We start from the raw sequence: 17,067 nt of genomic DNA on the forward strand, positions 1-17,067 counted from the left end.
TGCCACTGATTTCAAAGGAGTAATAATATGATTATTAAAGAAATTAATTTACGCAAAATGAACATGACGATGAGGTCACCCTTCACTACTAGTTTTGGTTCGATGCAAGTAAAAGAATTTCTATTATTAGAAGTAACAGACGAACTTGGAAACACAGGTTGGGGTGAATCGACTGCTTTTTCAGCTCCTTGGTATAACGAAGAAACCGTTGAAACGAATCTTCACATCATTAAGGACTTTTTGATACCTCTAGTATTAAACAGAAACTTTGGTCATCCAGATGAAGTAAGCGAATTATTTGCTCCTCTTCGCAAAAATAATATGGCGAAAGCAGCAGTTGAAGGAGCAATTTGGGATTTGTATGCTAAAAGAAATAAATTAACACTCGCAGAGGCACTTGGTGGCACTGCAGAAAAAATTGAAGTTGGAATTAGTATAGGGATTCAAAAAAGTACAGATGAATTAGTCGAGCTGGTGGGAACCTATATAAAAGAAGGATATAAACGTATAAAGGTAAAGATTAAACCAGGAAATGATATAGAAATTATTCGCGCATTACGAGGTGCTTATCCAGATGTTCCACTTATGGCAGATGCGAATTCTGCTTACACTTTAAAGGATATAGCGTTATTACAACAGTTAGATGAATTCAATTTAATGATGATTGAGCAACCACTTGCCTCAGACGATATTATTGATCATGCAAAACTACAAAAAGAATTGAAAACGCCTATTTGTCTAGATGAAAGTATTCATTCCATGGAAGATGCACGTAAAGCAATTGAACTTGGAAGCACCAAAATTATTAATATTAAGATTGGACGCGTCGGTGGTTTAACCGAATCGAAAAAAATCCATGATTATTGCATGGATAAAGGGGTTCCTGTATGGTGTGGTGGAATGCTAGAAGCTGGCATAGGACGCGCGCATAATATAGCACTTACAACACTTCCAAACTTTCTTCTACCAGGTGACACATCAGGCTCTTCTCGTTATTGGGAGGAAGACATTATTAAGCCGGAAGTAGTAGCAGAGGATGGCTATATTAAGGTGCCAAAAGCTTATGGCATTGGTTATGAGCCAAATCTAGATATGATGAATCGTTATACAGTAGAGCAATTTCATTTTAAAGGTTAATTGGGCAGACAAAAAAGTTCAGATTCAATAGAATCTGAACTGTTTGTTGTTAGTTAATTTCTAACCTATTCGTGTTTGTTGCTAATAAATTATTTAATTTGTTTTCAGTAGCATTTACTTGTGCTACTAAATCTTGTAGAAGAGGACTATTTTCTACCCCTTCCAATTTGTTCACTAATACTTTAATTTTCTTCATTTTAAAGCTTAAATTTTTTGTATCTCCTTTATCCAATGAGTCATTCACATTTTCTAAAGCTATATAGATGGTAATCGGAAGAACTAGTTCAGAACGCTTTTCTTGCGCGGGAAGTTTATAAGTTGAAATTAATGCATCACGATTTTGTTTTCCATCAACTTTATAAAATATGGACGTTCCTCTTCTTAACTCTTTAGAAAGTAAATGAAAATATTTTTCAAGTGCTTCCCAATCTTTTGCTGCTTTTGCAGATTCTATTGCTGAAATTAAAGGTAATATGGTGTTTTTACCATATACATTTGCTTGTTCATAGGAAACTAAAGGGAATGACTTTTTTATTTCTTCCTTGCTGTTTACTTTTGTTTTGTCTATTTGGTCGGCTTTTATTTTGTTTTCATTATAATCTTTATCTCTACTTTTATCGTCAAATTGTCGTTTGTCTCTTTCTTGATTTTTAAATTTTTCCATCATTTGATGTGACTGTTTCCAATCTCCTGAATGATTTCTTTCCCAGTCTCTATCTCTCCCATCGTCTCCTTGAGCATTTCCGACTAATGGACCTCCGATCAAAGATGCCGATAACAGCGTAGTTGCTGCAGTAACTATTAATGCCTTTTTCTTCATACAAGAATTCCTCCTCTTTCTTTTGGAAAGTAAGTACTGTCTTCTGTATTAAGATTTAATTTTGGTTCCTTATTCTAAATACCCTCCATTTAATAGACTAAACATTTTAAATATACAAAAATTCCTCTCCCTATTGCTAGAGAGAGGAATTTTTTTATGGGTTTATTTTTTTACGTCTACAATACGGCCTTCTACTTCATTCTTAACTGTTTTCATTAATTGAAGTTGTTCTTGAAGATTTTCCCAATCAGATAGACCTAAATCTGTTACGCGGCCTTCTTCATAAGCTTTTTTGAATACATCATAGCCATCTCCGCCTTTTGCAGTGAATGCATTTGTCGCTATGACATATTTTTCATCATCTTTAAGTTCTACAAGAGTACCATCAGCAGCTTTATATTTAATAGAAACAACACGTTCTCCAGCAGGTTTAGAGGAGTCAAATTCCACTTTTGCTCCAGAAACATGTAGGAAACCGCCATTTTCTTTTGGATAAGATTTGAAACTAATTTCAAAAGCCGCTTTTAATTCGGCACCGGTTACTTCCATTGTTGCTAATGTATTACCAAACGGAAGTACAGTAATTACTTCCCCAACTGTAATCGGACCAGCATCAATTGAAGCACGAATTCCTCCACCATTTTGAAGAGCCATAATTACTTTATCATTATACTTCTTCGCTTTTGAAAGCATTCCGTCAGTAATGATATTTCCAAGTGCAGTCTCGTTTTTACGAACACTTGGATCCGTGTCTTCTTTCACACGAGGATTCGTTAGTTCCACTTCTGCCACAGCACCAATTTCTTTAACTTTAATTTCTTCTATTTTTTCAGAGTATGTTTTTAATAATGTAGCAGCTGCTGGATCTTCTGTTTGATCTTTGATTGGAATTAATTCTCCTGCATGACTAACAACTTTACCCTCTTTATTGAAGTTTACATCAAGTGTTCCTAAAAAATCACTGTACTGATATGCTTGTACAATTACAGTAGGATCTTTTTCTGCACCGTTTTTATCTTTATTTACTACTACAGGTTTATCAAGTTGAGTATGGCTATGTCCACCAACAATTACGTCAATTCCGTTAACAGCCGCCGCTAATAATAAATCGTTATCAAATGTTGGATTATCATCATAACCAATATGAGTTACTGCGACAACCTTATTAACACCTTGTTTTTCAAATTCATCTACCATTGTTTGTGCTGCTTTAATGTAATCAGTAAATGTCACATCTTTTGGACTTGAAATATCAGCAGTTTCAGCAGTTGTTAAGCCGAATAAACCAACTTTTTGCCCATCAACTTCTTTAATAATACCGCTATAAATTTGACCATCTTTCGGATCAGAAGATACGTTTACATTGAATAATCCTTTTAAATTCACGTCTTTAGAGAAGTCTGCATTTGCACTAACAAATGGGAAGTTAGATTTTTGAATAAATTCACTAAGCGCTTTATGTCCTTCTGGAGTCGATCCTAAATCAAATTCATGGTTACCAAAAGTCATTACATCATAATCCATTAATTTCATTAGTTCTAAATCAGCTTGTCCTTTAAACTCGTTAAAATAAAGAGTACCAGAGAATACATCACCAGCATCGATTAATAGTGCAGATGGTTTTTCAGCTCGTACTTCTTTAATTGCAGTTAAGCGCTTTGGAGCCTTATCAGTGTTTGCATGTGTATCATTTACATGCATAAGAGATAATGTAAATCCAGGGTTAACTTCTGCATTTACTTTTTCAACGAACGCAAGTAGTTCTTTTACTGCTGGAAGCTTTTGTTCACTCGGTAATCTCTCTAGTAATGGTTGAATGGATTCAAGAACTTTTGCAGCTGCTTCCTCTTTACCTGCTGCAAAAAGCGCCTGTGCTTGAGTAGCTTTCATATAAACTGTTACTGGAACCATTAATTCTGAACGTTTTAGATCAGCAGGTTCTTTATATTGATCTAATAGTAGATCGCGAGAAGCCTTCCCGGAAAAACGATATAGGATTGCAGTTCTCGTTTTTAATTGAGCTGATAGTTTATGATATTCTTTTTCAAGTTTTGCCCAGTCTTTAGCAGACTCTGCCTTTTTAATTTCGTTCATTATTGGTGTTAAATATTTATCTGCATAGTTATATGCATCAATATAAGGAACAAGTCCTTTCGTTACTCTTTCTTGGTACAGTTCATCTAAACTTTTCAGTAATGAAGATTTATTTTTAGCATTGGATTTGATGATTTCATTTCTTGCCTTTTGATAATTTGCTTTTGCAGTGTTTAATGCTTTATATGCATCAGCACTTGCCACTAGTTTACCTGACTGGGCAGGTACCACGTATGAATATGAGGCATTTTTAATGTCTTTTCTTGCATTGTCCACTATATTCTGTAGAGAATTAGCTGCAAATGTAACACTTGAAGATGCGAATAATGACGTTGCTATAACTGCCGCAACTGCTGACTTTTTGACCTTACTGTTTTTCATAACTTACCTCCTAGTTAATGATGAAACAATTAATCTATTAGTAGATTTATATGTACCCACTAGTTCTAAATTAACTTAATTACCAATATATCGCAAGTAAAAATTCTGATAATTTTAAGTGAAGGATTTGTAAAAAAATGAAAGGATTGTTCGGAAATTAAACAAATATCTCCATTTTTCCCTAGGAATTTTTTTCATATGACATTTTCTACTTCCTTTTAATGATTACTCTTATGATTCTGTGGTATAATAAAGCATCAAAACAGAGATGGGAGTATCATTATGTTAAGAGATTTTTTTATCGCATTATCTGAAAATCAACTATTAAATGGAGCAGCAAAAAAATATGGTCTAAAAATGGGTGCACAGCATGTAGTTGCTGGTACAAATGTGGAAGAAACAATTGAGAGCATTAAAAAACTAAATGCAGTCGGAATCTCTTGTACTGTTGATAATTTAGGCGAATTTGTATTTAAAAAAGAAGAAGCTTTAGAAGCAAAAAACCAAATAATTGCTGTTATTGAAGCAATCGAGGAGAACAAAGTAGACGCTCATATTTCATTGAAGCCTTCTCAGCTTGGCTTAGATATAGATTATGATTTCGCTTTAGAAAACTTAAAAGAAATCGTGGCAATTGCGCATAAATATGGAACATTCATCAATATTGATATGGAATCATATAAACACTTGCAACCATCTTTTGACATCTTGGACGAGCTTTCAAAAGAATACGATAATGTAGGTACAGTAATTCAAGCGTATTTCTATCGAGCAGCAGAAGACATTCAAAAATATAAAAATTTCCGCCTTCGTATTGTAAAAGGTGCATATAAAGAGCCAGAAGAATATGCATACCAAGCAAAAGAAGACATTGACAAAAACTATATTGAATTAATTGAATGGCATTTATTGAACGGTAAATTTACTTCTATCGCAACACACGATCATAATGTAATTAACCATGTAAAACAATTTATTAAAGATAACAATATTCCGAATGACAAATTTGAATTCCAAATGCTTTACGGATTCCGTACAGATATGCAATTAGAACTTGCTAAAGAAGGCTATAACTTCTGCACGTACGTTCCATTCGGTCAAGATTGGTACGGTTACTTCATGCGTCGTTTAGCTGAACGTCCACAAAACTTGAACCTTGTTGTAAAACAAGTATTCAACAAAAACACAAACACGTTGCTCGGAATCGCAGCTGGTGCATTCGCACTTGGAAGAATGACAAAACGCAATAAAAACAGACGCTAATAACCAAAAACACTGCACCGCCATAAAATATGGCAGTGCAGTGTTTTTTATTTTTGGGAAAAATGCTATTTACATGGTTACAGGAGTGTTACTGGTGCCAGGCACCAGTAATACTCCTGTAATAAAAAAACACCTCATTCTACGGGGAATGGTAGAATGAGGTGTTTTGGTATGTTCCTTGTTATCGCTCAAGGTTTATTTTATTTAAATCGCCGTAAATTTTATGCCTTCTACTTCGTTTTCTTCGCTCTGTGAAAACTGTTTTATCGCTGTTTGTTTCCCCAATTATACTGAAGTTTTTTGAACTTGCTCCTTCTAAACAAATTCATCAACTTTACTTACTATTCACTTGTTAACTTAATAGTAAACCAATTAAATGAGAATACACAGAGAGTATTATTAGAAATTGATGAGAATTTCTTATTCCCATGTGACCGTAAGAATTTTCCCTGATATTGCATGTACTTGGATAGTAGCCTTTGTTTGTTTTGCCTTCGTCGTATCTTTTGAATCACTCTCAGGTAAAGTTGCTTTCATTACAATTAAATAATATCCGCCTTCATTCGTTTTAACGAATGAACTACTTTCTACTGTACCCTTCACTTGTTGTTGAGCAGTTTTTATCGCTTGATCCTCAGAAATCAATACTGTAGTTGGTTTTTCCGGCTTTGATTCAGCTTCTGGTTTTTTCGCTTCCGTTTGAACTGACTGTGACGGTGGTGCCACTACTTGGGTATCCCCCACTTTTGTCTCTTCAGTCTTAGAAGATTCTGGTTTAGTAGTAGTTTCTTCCTTTGCCACTTCTGTTTTACTTGTTTCTGGTTTAGTTACTTCTGTTTTGATAGATTCCGTTTTTGCAACTTCCTCTTTGGGCTTTTCTTCTTTTGTTTCTTCTGTCTTAGAGGCTTCTGGTTTTAAAACATCTTTTAAAGCATCTTTTATTACTTCTTTTATTGGTTTTTCTTCCTTTACAACAATAGAAGGCTTGTCCTCTATTTTTATTTGAGAAGACAAAACACCCTTCGGAGTAATAGTTTCAGCTAATATTGATTTTTCTTTTGTATCTAATATTGTACTAGAACTTTTAGGTTTCTCATTAATGATAATTTTCGTAGGTGGCTTTACTATATCCACCTGCGTCACAGAATTAGTAGTATCATCTATTTTTAATAATGGTTCTTCTAAAATTTCTAGAGTTTTTTCTGATGTAACATCTATCGACTCTTCCTTTTTGTCATTTGCGTTCTCTACGACAAACTCATCTGTTTCCTCAAGAGAATATACATCTCCAGTAACTGCGTTCATCTCCACCACATACACAGAACCGCTTTTTGTAATTAAAGCCTTGTAAACATCTTGTTTCATCGTTACACCCGCAACTTCTGCATCAAACATTCGCTCAAGATGGGAGCGGGCTTCATTTTCAGATATCGACTGTTTATTATTTTCGTTGATTACTAGAAAAACTACGATTCCACCAGCGACTAAAATTGCACTAAAAACAGATACGAATCCTTTTCTTTTGAAAAATTTCACTCACACTTCCCCCCTCAAACCATCATACTTCACGAACATTAGAATTCGATGAGAATTTGGCTTTTCGGAATAAAAATATGAATTGTCGTTCCAAATCCTACTACGCTCTCAATTGTTAGCTCCGCAGAAATTCTTGTAGCAATATCTTTTGCAATTGCCATACCTAGACCAGTTCCACCTGTTTTTCTATTTCTATCTTCATCTACACGGTAAAAACGGTCATATATTCGTTCTAAATCTTTTTTAGGAATTCCATTTCCATAGTCCATAATAGAAATAATGGTTCCTTCTTCATTTTCGGTAATAATCGTTTTAATTTCTTTTTCACTATATTTTCGAGCATTATCTAAAATAATGAAAAGCAGCTGTCTTAATTGTTCTAAATCGGTGTTTGCATAGATAGGACCTTCCCCATTTAACAAAAACTTCCGATTATATGCAGTACGCATAGAATGCAATGTAGTTTCAACCAATTCAAACACATCAACCGTTTCAAAGTTGCGTACGGATTGCTCATTGCTCTTTGCAAGTAAAAGCATTTGAGAAATCATTTCTTTCATTCTACTCGTCTCATTAATAATTGCTTGAACGGATTCGTTGGCAATTTCTGTGTTATTAAAGCCATGTCGAGAGAGCAATTTCGCATAGCTCTCAATAACTGTCAATGGCGTTTTCAATTCATGAGACGCATCTGAAACAAATTGTTCCTGTTTGTTATAATTTTGTTCCAACTGCTCCATCATTTCGTTGAATGCAATGCCCATTTGCGTCATTTCATCCTTACCATTTGGAGGAACAATAATTTTTTCGTACTTCCCAGAAAGTCGACTTTGAGACATTGTATTTATTAACTTTTCGATTGGATTTGTTATAATTTTCCCAAGAGTAATACTGGAAATGGTCATTAGAAGCATACCAGTTAACGTAACGCCAAGTAATATTAGTCTTAAAAATTCTAAGTTATTATCAACGTCATCTAACAGTTTTAATGTCTGTACTTCATTTACTTTTCCATCCACCCAAATTACTGGTTTACTTATAGTAAGAACAGGTGTCCCTTTAAAAGTTCCTATCGAGTATCGTTCCCCCGATTCAAACTCCGGCACATAGTTATTTACATCATCCAGCGTTTGTACAAATAATTTCATTTCACCTTCATTATTCTTCACACTTATAGCACCTTTTACAGGAATAAAAGCACGCAAAATAGTGGCAGCATCTTCTTCTTTTTCCATCTTACTTAGTGCAGTAATCAATTCGTCTGCATCCGAATTTAGTTGCTTATATTCAGTATCATATGCCATTTTTTCAAATATAAAATAGATTCCTATATTCATTAAAGTTAAAATTATTAATGTTAAAAACGTGGAAAATAGGTGAATTTTTGTTTTAAGCTTCATGCTTAGACTCCTTCAAAACATATCCAACCCCACGAATAGTTTGAATTAGAGAGGACTTCTGATTCTCTTCGATTTTTTTTCGAACATATCTTATGTATACGTCAACCACATTTGTATCTCCATAGTAATCAAACCCCCATACCGCATCTAATAGCTGTTCTCTCGTCAACACTTGGTTAGGGTGTTTCATCATATAGAGCAATAGATCATATTCTCGAGGTGTTAAATTAATCGATTGCCCATTTCGAGTGATCTCTCTCGTATGTTCATTTAATATCAGTGACTCAAAAATATGTATGTTTTCGTCCTTCAAAGGGAGAACAGGTGCAGTTTTAGAAAAGCGAATAGCAGAGCGAACGCGAGCTAGCAGTTCCTCTATCTCGAAAGGCTTCGTCACATAATCATTCGCACCAAGATCAAGACCCGTCACCTTATCCTCTAAATCACTTTTAGCAGTGAGGAGAATCACAGGTGTATCCGATTCTGTCGCTCGAATTCTTCTAAGAACATCGAGTCCCTTCAATCCTGGCAGCATCAAATCAAGCAGAATCAGATTCCACGCTTTCTCTCGATATTTTATTAACCCATCAGTACCGGTGTAAGCTAATTCTACCGCGTAGCCTTCGAATTCTAGCTCTAGTTGCAAAACACGTGCAATATTCTCTTCATCTTCAATAATCAATATCTTCTCCTTCATTGCTTTCCCTCCCCCACTTTTCTTCCATTTTATCACACAACACACTTCTCCGGTCATCCTACAATAAGGATGCACAATGAGGAAAGTATGTGTTACAGGAGTGTTACTGGTGCCAGGCACTAGTAACACCTCTGTAACAAAAGTACTTTTATCAACAAGGTTTTAAAATTTTATTTTGGATGTCTATTCATTAGCAAAAATTCATTCTTGGATAATTAACTCTATCAAAATTAAATAGTTGCTGAAAGATGCAAATTATGACAATTGTTCTAATTTTAGTTTTGTTATATGGTGTAGGAAACTTAAGGAGGGTGTTATCCAATGGGCAGAATGAGAAGAATTTGGCAACCAGAGATTTATTATCATGTGACGATGAGAGGGAACAACCGACAAAATATATTTTTGAATGATGGGGATTTTGCTCTTTTTTTCCGTGCACTTGATTACACTTATGCTAAATATCCTTTTACAATTATTGCGTATTGCTTAATGAACAATCACTATCATTTATTGATTCGGTCTCCAGTCGAGCCGTTGTCCAATGTCATGGCTATATTGAATAAAAGGTACTCGGAATTTTATAAAAGAAAATACAATTATTTCGGGCAGCTTTATGAAACACGATACTATGCAAGCATGGTATCGGACCCGATTAGCCTATTGAATGTAAGTAGCTATATTCACCAAAATCCACTAAATACAACAAGAGAACTAGTAGGAAAAATGGAAGACTACAGTTATAGTTCATATAAATACTATTATCATCAAATAAAATCGGCACACCCTTTTTTAAATACAGACTTACTTCCTTCACTAATAGCATCTTATCCTGAAATACAACCTCCAGATTACTGTACTTATTGTGAGAATTTCAGAATTCATTTAGAAGAAAAAATATCCCCTCTTCATCAACTAATGCTGACTTAAGAGAGGATGTTTAGTTACGCGATAATTTCAGTTTCTTCTACTACAGACAGTAGAGGATTGTTAACATTACATGCTTGCAAGAAAGCTGTGAAAATCGGACGAATCGAGGCTACTTGGCCCTCCATCATTTCAGGATGCCATTGTACAGCAACTACAAAGCGAGAATCTTCCCATTCCATCCCCTCGACAATTCCATCAGGAGCAGTCATCGTTGTTTTAAATCCTTTACCTAATTCTTTCACTGCCTGATGGTGAAAGCTATTTACACCAATTTCTTCAACTTGGTAAATATCGAAAAGCATAGATTCTTTTTCAATTTTCACCGGATGAAAGGCATGATGTCTCACCGCTTTAGGTACAGAGTGATTGATTCCTTCTGGTTTTTGAGATGACAAATCCTGATATAGAGTTCCTCCTGTTGCAACTGTTAATAATTGCATCCCTCGGCAGATTCCTAGTACAGGCAATGTCGTTTCAAATAAAACCTTTTGAGCAAGCCTCACTTCATGAATATCACGTTTCGGCTCAATCATTCCTAATCCGAAGCGTGGATATTCCCCATATAAGTTTGGATCTATATCTGACCCACCTGAGAATAATACACCATCCAATTTTTCTAAAAGTGGAGTTAACGTTTCAATATCCTCTGTTATAGGCAATATAACGGGTATTCCACCAGCGCGTTCAATTGCAACGATATAGTCATCCGCAAGTAATTGCCATTCTTGATGTTTAGCACCAATACCTGCTTCCAACCCTGCTGTATCATTTGATAAATAGTTAGCACAAATACCTATTAGTGGTTTCATTTTTATTCCTCCGCCCAATACACTTACAAAAAGCTTGTTTATTTTATGCGTTTAATTCTACTACCCAACCAAATGGATCTTCCATACTTCCTTTTTGAATAGCAGTTAATGAATCATAAAGTTTTTTAGATAGTTCCCCAGTTTCGCCGTTATTTACATAAAACAGCTCACCTTTCCAACGAAGTTCACCAATTGGAGAAATTACCGCCGCAGTTCCTGTTCCAAACGCTTCATCTAACTTACCATTAAGGTATGCTTCTCGAATTTCTTCCATTGAAACTCGACGTTCAGTTACTGGAACACCCCAATGTTTTAACAACTGGATAATCGATTTTCGCGTGATACCATCTAAAATACTACCGTTTAAAGCAGGTGTTACGACTTCTCCATTAATTTTGAAGAACACATTCATGCTTCCTACTTCTTCTATATATTTTCGTTCAATTCCATCTAACCAAAGAACTTGAGAATATCCCTCGCGATCTGCGACTTCTTGTGCTTTTAAACTAGATGCATAGTTTCCTGCAGTTTTCGCAGTTCCAGTTCCTCCTGCAACAGCTCGAACATATTCACTTTCTACTAAAATCTTAACAGGGTGAATCCCCTCTTTATAATAAGAACCTACAGGTGACATGATAATGATGAAGCTATATGTTAGTGCAGCTGATACACCTAAATGAGGCTCTGTTGCAATCATAAAAGGTCGAATGTATAAGGAAGTCCCTGGCTCATTTGGAATCCATTCTTTATCTATCTCAATTAATTGCTTTAACGCTTCAATTGCATCTACTTCATTTATTTTAGGCATGCTTAGTCTTTCACATGAGTGATTCATTCGTTTCATATTCTCTTCCGGACGGAATAAACGAATAATGCCATCTTTTGATAAATAAGCTTTCATGCCTTCAAAAACAGTTTGACCATAATGCAAAATAGTTGCAGATGGATCTAAAGTTAATGGCTGATAAGGGATAATTCGATGATCATGCCAGCCTACTCCTTCCGTATAATCTGCGATAAACATATGATCAGTAAAGGTTCTACCGAAAAGAAGCTGATCCGCTGGCAACTTTTCTTTCGTGTTCTCATTTAGTGTAATTTGAATTTTTAGATTACTCATGACGTACTTTTCCCCTATCAATTATAAAATTAGTAAATTGCAACTTCTTTCGGTGTGCAATATATTATATGCAATTATACTACTTTTACGAAAATTAGAAATACCTTTTCTTCATTATTTTCAAAAAAATCTTTTAATCTATTGACTATTTGTATCCCTAGTCTTTTGATACTGATAGAAATCTCATATATTTGTAACAATTTCCTAGATATTGCCGATATATTTGGTATGTACATTTACTACCAAATAGATAGGAGGCATCATTTTGCATAAGTTTTTACCATACATATTAACTATTTTTATTTTATTAATTACATGCATGTCATTACCTTCTTTAGCAAATGCATCTACCCTCGTGGATGGACATTTTGTCGATGCGACTTATGAAGAGGTTGTTTTAGAGGATAAAACAATCGAAAAGAAGTTAACGAAAGTTACTTTAAACAACGACACAGGTAAAACGATTACCTTAAATATCGATAAGTATACACCTCTATTTATCAATTCTACTTCTACAACAATGGACGCTTTTAAAGAAGGTATGTGGGTCCAAGCGACTGTTGAATTACGAAAAGTGAAAGAACTCAGAGGCTTTGCTGATATTCCTCAAGGTGAATCTAATGCGATAGGTGAGTTTCTGACAGGTACCGTTAATGAAATTGATAGAAATGGAAAATTTATTGCGATTAATTTAAAGAACAAGCAAACGAAGCGATTTTATTTGGACCAACATACACAAGTATTTAAAGACACGAAACTTGTTGATTTGAGCGTTCTCTTTGAAGGAGATCGTGTAAAATTAAACCTCTCTGATTATGATGCAGATACACTTTCATCAATCGAAGTAATAGTGGAAGGCATTCAAGTAGAGAATCTTTATAAAGGAACAATTCAACAAATTGATGCGAATCAGAAAAAACTAGTTGTGAAAGAGGAAAAGGTATTTAAAAACTGGAACTGGCAATCTTCAAATACTGCTAATCCAAAAACAATTTCATCTCGATCTTTTACTGCAAAAACTCCTATATTTGTTGGTAATAAAAAAATAAATCCTTCTCAACTTCGTTACTATGTAAACAATGAAGTTTATTATGTAACAATTAGCCAATTCGGCAAAGAAGTAGTCCAAAAGATAATTATTAAACAATCGAATGAGCGTACAATTCATGAAAACTTATATTCTGTTGATACCGCTTCACAAAAAATTAGACTATCCAGTACCGGAAACATTCCATACCACAACGGGACAATTATCATTCGCAATGGACGTTTAGTGGACGCAAGTGCATTAACTCAAAGCGGTAATGCATATGTAATAACAAACGGTGGTACGTCTCATCAATATGCAAATATTATTCATATGACAAATGACGGCTTCCAAAGTTCTAGCTTGTCCAATCATGAAATTTATTTCGGACAAATTAATAGTGTTGGATCCAATAAATTATTTGTTACTAACGTAAACCAGTTGTCTAATAATTATTGGTACTCTACTTCTTTAACTAATCTGAGTTTTAGTACTGATACGATAGTTGTGGAAGACTACAATAGTGCAACGAAAGACTTTACAAATAGCACAAGTAAATATGCTTATTTCTATGTAAAAGATAATCATGTAGTCGCAGCTCATATAATAGGAAGTGGAAGTCCCGCATCATTTGTTTCTGTTGGGCGTTACGAGGTAAATTCCTACTCTTATTACAACTATATTGACTTGATCGACGTAAGCCAATGGAGCAATGGTAACTGGACAAATGTGAATCCGCTTTATAATTTAGACGTTAGCCAAACCACTTTCATTAAAGAAGGAAAAGTTATCTCAGCTAGCGATATAAAAGTAAACAATAGATTATATATTCTTCACGACTCATACTTGAAAGCTCGAATAATTTTAGTCGATTAAGGGATGATAGGACATGTTTTAGAATTTTAAATCATGTCCTTCGTTTCATAAACTACTCGAAAAGAGGTAAGGAATTAAACAATGAAAAAATTTACTATCAATCTACTAGCCTTATTGTTATTACTAACTATGTTAACCCCTTCTGCGAGCGCAAAAGTACCTGACTTTAATGGTGGTGTTCTTGATGAATATGAATATGAAGAGGTATTTTTCTTAGGAAATTCTCCTGTTACTTTTTCAGGAAAAGCGACAGTTACCGAAAAAGAAAATAAAAACCAATTAACTTCTACATATAAATTTACATTATCAAATATTTATGGAGACAAATTAACACGTAGCGTTGTATATGTTTCCGATTTAAAAAGCTATGAAACAAAAGGCCAAACTACTTCGAATAAGAAAGTAAAAAGTTATTCAGAAAAAGTTACGATGAACGATTCGAACAAAACAACATTTACCTTGGATGATTATCAATTTTCACAAGGTTCTGTCATTGATAATCGACCAGCAACAGATTATTATTCAGGAAATGTTATTGCACGTAAAATTTATATAAGAACTGCTAAAGTCGGTAAAATAACAGAGAAAAAAGAAGTAACAGTATATATGAGTGGTCGTGATGTTGGGTATAAAAATTTCTGGGGGTCTACTGATACTCAATTTATTGAATATGAAATCGTTACTCCTGAGGGAACCTCATTTGTTACTAGCAAAGTTTCTGATAGCAAATCAAGAGTGCTAGAGTACGAACCGCATACTCCTTCTCTTTCAAGTTTTGTGGGAGGACATTCCGTGATTAGCTCTTCTAATATGGTCTCTGAATACACGTTTAATATGCCTTATCGCTATTCTGGTCCAACTACTGGAACAATCTATTTAAATAAAGAAAAAACACCAAAAGTAGAGCGTTTAATTGTTCCGAAATTTCGCGACATCGCAAAACATTGGTCAAAACCAAACATTGAAAAACTTTATTCATTGGGTATTTTCGACGAATCAAGTAACTTCTTTTCTCCAGATGCAGCAATGAAAAAAGACCAATTTACAGTAAGCGTTGCAAAAGCTGTAGATTTGCGTGTATTAGAAGAAAAGCCAACAAAGAAAAATACAGTTAAAAAAGCTTTATTTGAAGACCTAGACCCAAAAGATCCTAACTATGTATATATAGAAAGCGTATTAAACAATGGAATTGTAAGCCCTGTAAACGCTAAGAAATTCGGTGCGAAAAACTCCATCACTCGAGCTGAGGCAGTTACTATTATAGTTCGCTCACTAGGCCTAGAGGGTCGTGCACCTAGCCCAGGATATAAAACAAACTTTATCGATGACCATAAGATACCGAAAGAAGCAAAAGACAGCATCTATGTAGCAAGTGAATTAGGTCTAATCGACCCTGATAGAAAAAATCGCATTAACGCAAATGAAGTATTAACTAGAGGTAAAGCATCCCAACTTTTAGTACGTTATTTAAACTTCTTAGAATCTGACTTAAAACAAAATTATCGCGACGACATGCTTTACTTCGACTAGAAAACAAAAAAATCCCCTTCCAAAACCTTAACAGGTTGGAGGGGATTTTTGTTTCAGAATTGTTACTGGTGCCAGGCACTCGTAACAATTTTGTCATTCTTCAGACAAATATTAACCAAAGAATCATTGTTACTATTATTGTAGTGATTCCTTGCAGTAAGGTAGCCATTGTTTGCGCTTTGTATGCATCCGTTACTTTCATTCCACTAAATTGTGTTACTACCCAGAAGTAACTGTCGTTTACATGGCTTACCGTCATTGCACCAGCTCCAATGGCCATTACCACTAGGGCTAGTGGAAGTGCTCCTTCAATTCCTAGTGTAGGAAGCATTGGTGCTATTAAGGATGATGTTATAACAAGTGCAGCGGTGGATGAGCCTTGAGCCGTTTTTAGTGCTGCTGCAATAAGGAATGGAACTAATAAGAATAATGCACCATTTGCTAGAGCCCCTAAATCCATTTGTTGTAATTGATCAGCAACACCAGAATTTTTAATTACTGTTCCGAACGATCCACCTGCACCAGTTATTAATAAAATAGGTGCCGCTTCTTTAAGTCTCTCCAATCCATCCAGATAAAGTTGTTTCACTGATTTCAGGTAGTAATAAAAATGACGCCAATACTCCGAATAATAATGCTACTGTTGGAGCTCCTAAAAACTGAAGAAAATGTGTGAATCCTGAGTCACTGCCGGTTAGTGCAGCTACTGACCCGATTCCTATTAATATAATTGGTAACACGATAGGTAGAAACGATTTAAATGTAGAAGGCATCTTGCCAAAGGATTTAATTACTTCTTCATAATCCAGCGCTTCTTCATGATCTGCATCTACTTCAATTTTAGATCCTACTTTTATTGCCCAAAAATAACCTACGATCACTGCTGGTATAGCTACTAATAAACCAACTAGAATAATAGTTCCTAAATAGTCAGAAGCTCCAATGTTTCCTGCAGCTGCTATCGGTCCAGGAGTTGGTGGAACCAGTGTATGAGTCGCAAATAAACCTGTTGAAAGTGCGATCGCCATCGATGCAACCTTTACTTTTGCACGTTTTGCCAAAGACTTTTTTAAGCTAGAGAGAATAATAAAACCAGAATCACAAAATACCGGAATAGAAACGATATAACCGATAATTGACATTGCTAGCTGTGGACGCTTCTCTCCTAAAATACGAAGCACCACTTCTGCCATACGATAAGCTGCACCTGACTTCTCTAAAATAACCCCTATGATTGTCCCTGCAACAATTACAATACCAATGCTCGTCATCAATCCGCCGAATCCTGTATTTACATTTTCTACTACAGTCAGTAGCGGCATTCCAGAAGCGATTCCTACGAAAAACGCACTCATCAATAAAGCTAAAAATGGATGAAGCTTGAAAACCGCAGTTGCTACTACAACTAATACAACACCAAGTAAAATAACCAAAAATAACATTTTTACAC

12 protein-coding genes and 1 pseudogene are annotated in these 17,067 nt (G+C 35.0%); 5 read left to right on the top strand and 8 right to left on the bottom strand.

Features of this window, described 5'->3' with window-relative positions:
• Positions 1-27 precede the first annotated feature (27 nt).
• Positions 28-1,137 carry an o-succinylbenzoate synthase gene (gene menC / locus AN959_RS01700; protein ID WP_056827756.1) on the top strand — a complete coding sequence of 370 codons (1,110 nt, stop codon included), beginning with the start codon at positions 28-30 and terminating at the stop codon, positions 1,135-1,137.
• Positions 1,138-1,186: 49 nt separating this feature from the next.
• On the opposite strand, the gene AN959_RS01705 is transcribed toward menC, so the two are convergent.
• Positions 1,187-1,957 (bottom strand): hypothetical protein, encoded by a 771-nt coding sequence (locus AN959_RS01705; protein WP_056827758.1) that lies wholly within the window; start codon positions 1,955-1,957, stop codon positions 1,187-1,189.
• Positions 1,958-2,119: 162 nt separating this feature from the next.
• Positions 2,120-4,432, bottom strand: a complete 2,313-nt coding sequence (locus tag AN959_RS01710) for a 5'-nucleotidase C-terminal domain-containing protein (RefSeq protein WP_172794286.1) — start codon at positions 4,430-4,432, stop codon at positions 2,120-2,122.
• Between the two features lie 282 nt (positions 4,433-4,714).
• Between AN959_RS01710 and AN959_RS01715 the strand changes: the two genes are divergently transcribed.
• Entirely contained in the window at positions 4,715-5,695 is a 981-nt protein-coding gene (locus AN959_RS01715; RefSeq protein ID WP_082460719.1) for a proline dehydrogenase family protein, read from the top strand.
• Between the two features lie 420 nt (positions 5,696-6,115).
• On the opposite strand, the gene AN959_RS01720 is transcribed toward AN959_RS01715, so the two are convergent.
• The 3 genes from AN959_RS01720 to AN959_RS01730 are packed head-to-tail and all read right to left on the bottom strand — an operon-like array spanning position 6,116 to position 9,328.
• The gene (locus tag AN959_RS01720) at positions 6,116-7,231 is read right to left on the bottom strand and encodes a PepSY domain-containing protein (RefSeq protein ID WP_056827762.1); all 1,116 of its coding nucleotides are present in this window, start codon (positions 7,229-7,231) and stop codon (positions 6,116-6,118) included.
• Between the two features lie 38 nt (positions 7,232-7,269).
• Entirely contained in the window at positions 7,270-8,631 is a 1,362-nt protein-coding gene (locus tag AN959_RS01725; RefSeq protein ID WP_056827764.1) for a cell wall metabolism sensor histidine kinase WalK, read from the bottom strand.
• Positions 8,621-9,328 (bottom strand): response regulator transcription factor, encoded by a 708-nt coding sequence (locus AN959_RS01730; protein WP_056827767.1) that lies wholly within the window; start codon positions 9,326-9,328, stop codon positions 8,621-8,623. The genes AN959_RS01725 and AN959_RS01730 overlap by 11 nt, the downstream gene beginning before the upstream one ends.
• A 321-nt stretch (positions 9,329-9,649) precedes the next feature.
• Between AN959_RS01730 and AN959_RS01735 the strand changes: the two genes are divergently transcribed.
• A complete protein-coding gene (locus tag AN959_RS01735; protein WP_056827768.1) occupies positions 9,650-10,255 on the top strand; it encodes a transposase in 606 nt (201 codons plus the stop codon).
• Between the two features lie 14 nt (positions 10,256-10,269).
• Here AN959_RS01735 and AN959_RS01740 read toward each other — a convergent pair whose 3' ends face one another.
• Entirely contained in the window at positions 10,270-11,064 is a 795-nt protein-coding gene (locus tag AN959_RS01740) for a gamma-glutamyl-gamma-aminobutyrate hydrolase family protein (protein WP_056827770.1), read from the bottom strand.
• Positions 11,065-11,107: 43 nt separating this feature from the next.
• Positions 11,108-12,184: a branched-chain amino acid aminotransferase gene (locus AN959_RS01745; RefSeq protein WP_056827773.1), complete on the bottom strand. Its 1,077-nt coding sequence runs from the start codon at positions 12,182-12,184 to the stop codon at positions 11,108-11,110.
• Between the two features lie 265 nt (positions 12,185-12,449).
• On the opposite strand from AN959_RS01745, the gene AN959_RS01750 reads away from it, so the two are divergent.
• Both AN959_RS01750 and AN959_RS01755 read left to right on the top strand, forming a co-directional pair.
• Positions 12,450-14,087 carry a hypothetical protein gene (locus tag AN959_RS01750; RefSeq protein WP_056827775.1) on the top strand — a complete coding sequence of 546 codons (1,638 nt, stop codon included), beginning with the start codon at positions 12,450-12,452 and terminating at the stop codon, positions 14,085-14,087.
• Positions 14,088-14,168: 81 nt separating this feature from the next.
• Positions 14,169-15,617, top strand: a complete 1,449-nt coding sequence (locus AN959_RS01755) for an S-layer homology domain-containing protein (RefSeq protein WP_056827777.1) — start codon at positions 14,169-14,171, stop codon at positions 15,615-15,617.
• A 100-nt stretch (positions 15,618-15,717) separates the two neighbouring features.
• Here the strand turns inward: AN959_RS01755 and AN959_RS01760 are convergent.
• A pseudogene (locus AN959_RS01760) lies at positions 15,718-17,059 on the bottom strand (GntP family permease).
• Positions 17,060-17,067: the final 8 nt, after the last annotated feature.

Origin of the sequence: Psychrobacillus sp. FJAT-21963 (genome assembly GCF_001420585.1) — a bacterium.
GTDB lineage: Bacteria > Bacillota > Bacilli > Bacillales_A > Planococcaceae > Psychrobacillus.

What these genes read in the sequence shown, in the direction of transcription:
- AN959_RS01730 (WP_056827767.1), bottom strand. Translation starts at nt 9,328, where the DNA reads ATGAAGGAGAAGATATTGATTATTGAAGATGAAGAGAATATTGCACGT.
- AN959_RS01710 (WP_172794286.1), bottom strand. Translation starts at nt 4,432, where the DNA reads ATGAAAAACAGTAAGGTCAAAAAGTCAGCAGTTGCGGCAGTTATAGCA.
- AN959_RS01725 (WP_056827764.1), bottom strand. Translation starts at nt 8,631, where the DNA reads ATGAAGCTTAAAACAAAAATTCACCTATTTTCCACGTTTTTAACATTA.
- AN959_RS01715 (WP_082460719.1), top strand. Translation starts at nt 4,715, where the DNA reads ATGTTAAGAGATTTTTTTATCGCATTATCTGAAAATCAACTATTAAAT.
- AN959_RS01755 (WP_056827777.1), top strand. Translation starts at nt 14,169, where the DNA reads ATGAAAAAATTTACTATCAATCTACTAGCCTTATTGTTATTACTAACT.
- AN959_RS01740 (WP_056827770.1), bottom strand. Translation starts at nt 11,064, where the DNA reads ATGAAACCACTAATAGGTATTTGTGCTAACTATTTATCAAATGATACA.
- AN959_RS01735 (WP_056827768.1), top strand. Translation starts at nt 9,650, where the DNA reads ATGGGCAGAATGAGAAGAATTTGGCAACCAGAGATTTATTATCATGTG.
- menC (WP_056827756.1), top strand. Translation starts at nt 28, where the DNA reads ATGATTATTAAAGAAATTAATTTACGCAAAATGAACATGACGATGAGG.
- AN959_RS01705 (WP_056827758.1), bottom strand. Translation starts at nt 1,957, where the DNA reads ATGAAGAAAAAGGCATTAATAGTTACTGCAGCAACTACGCTGTTATCG.
- AN959_RS01745 (WP_056827773.1), bottom strand. Translation starts at nt 12,184, where the DNA reads ATGAGTAATCTAAAAATTCAAATTACACTAAATGAGAACACGAAAGAA.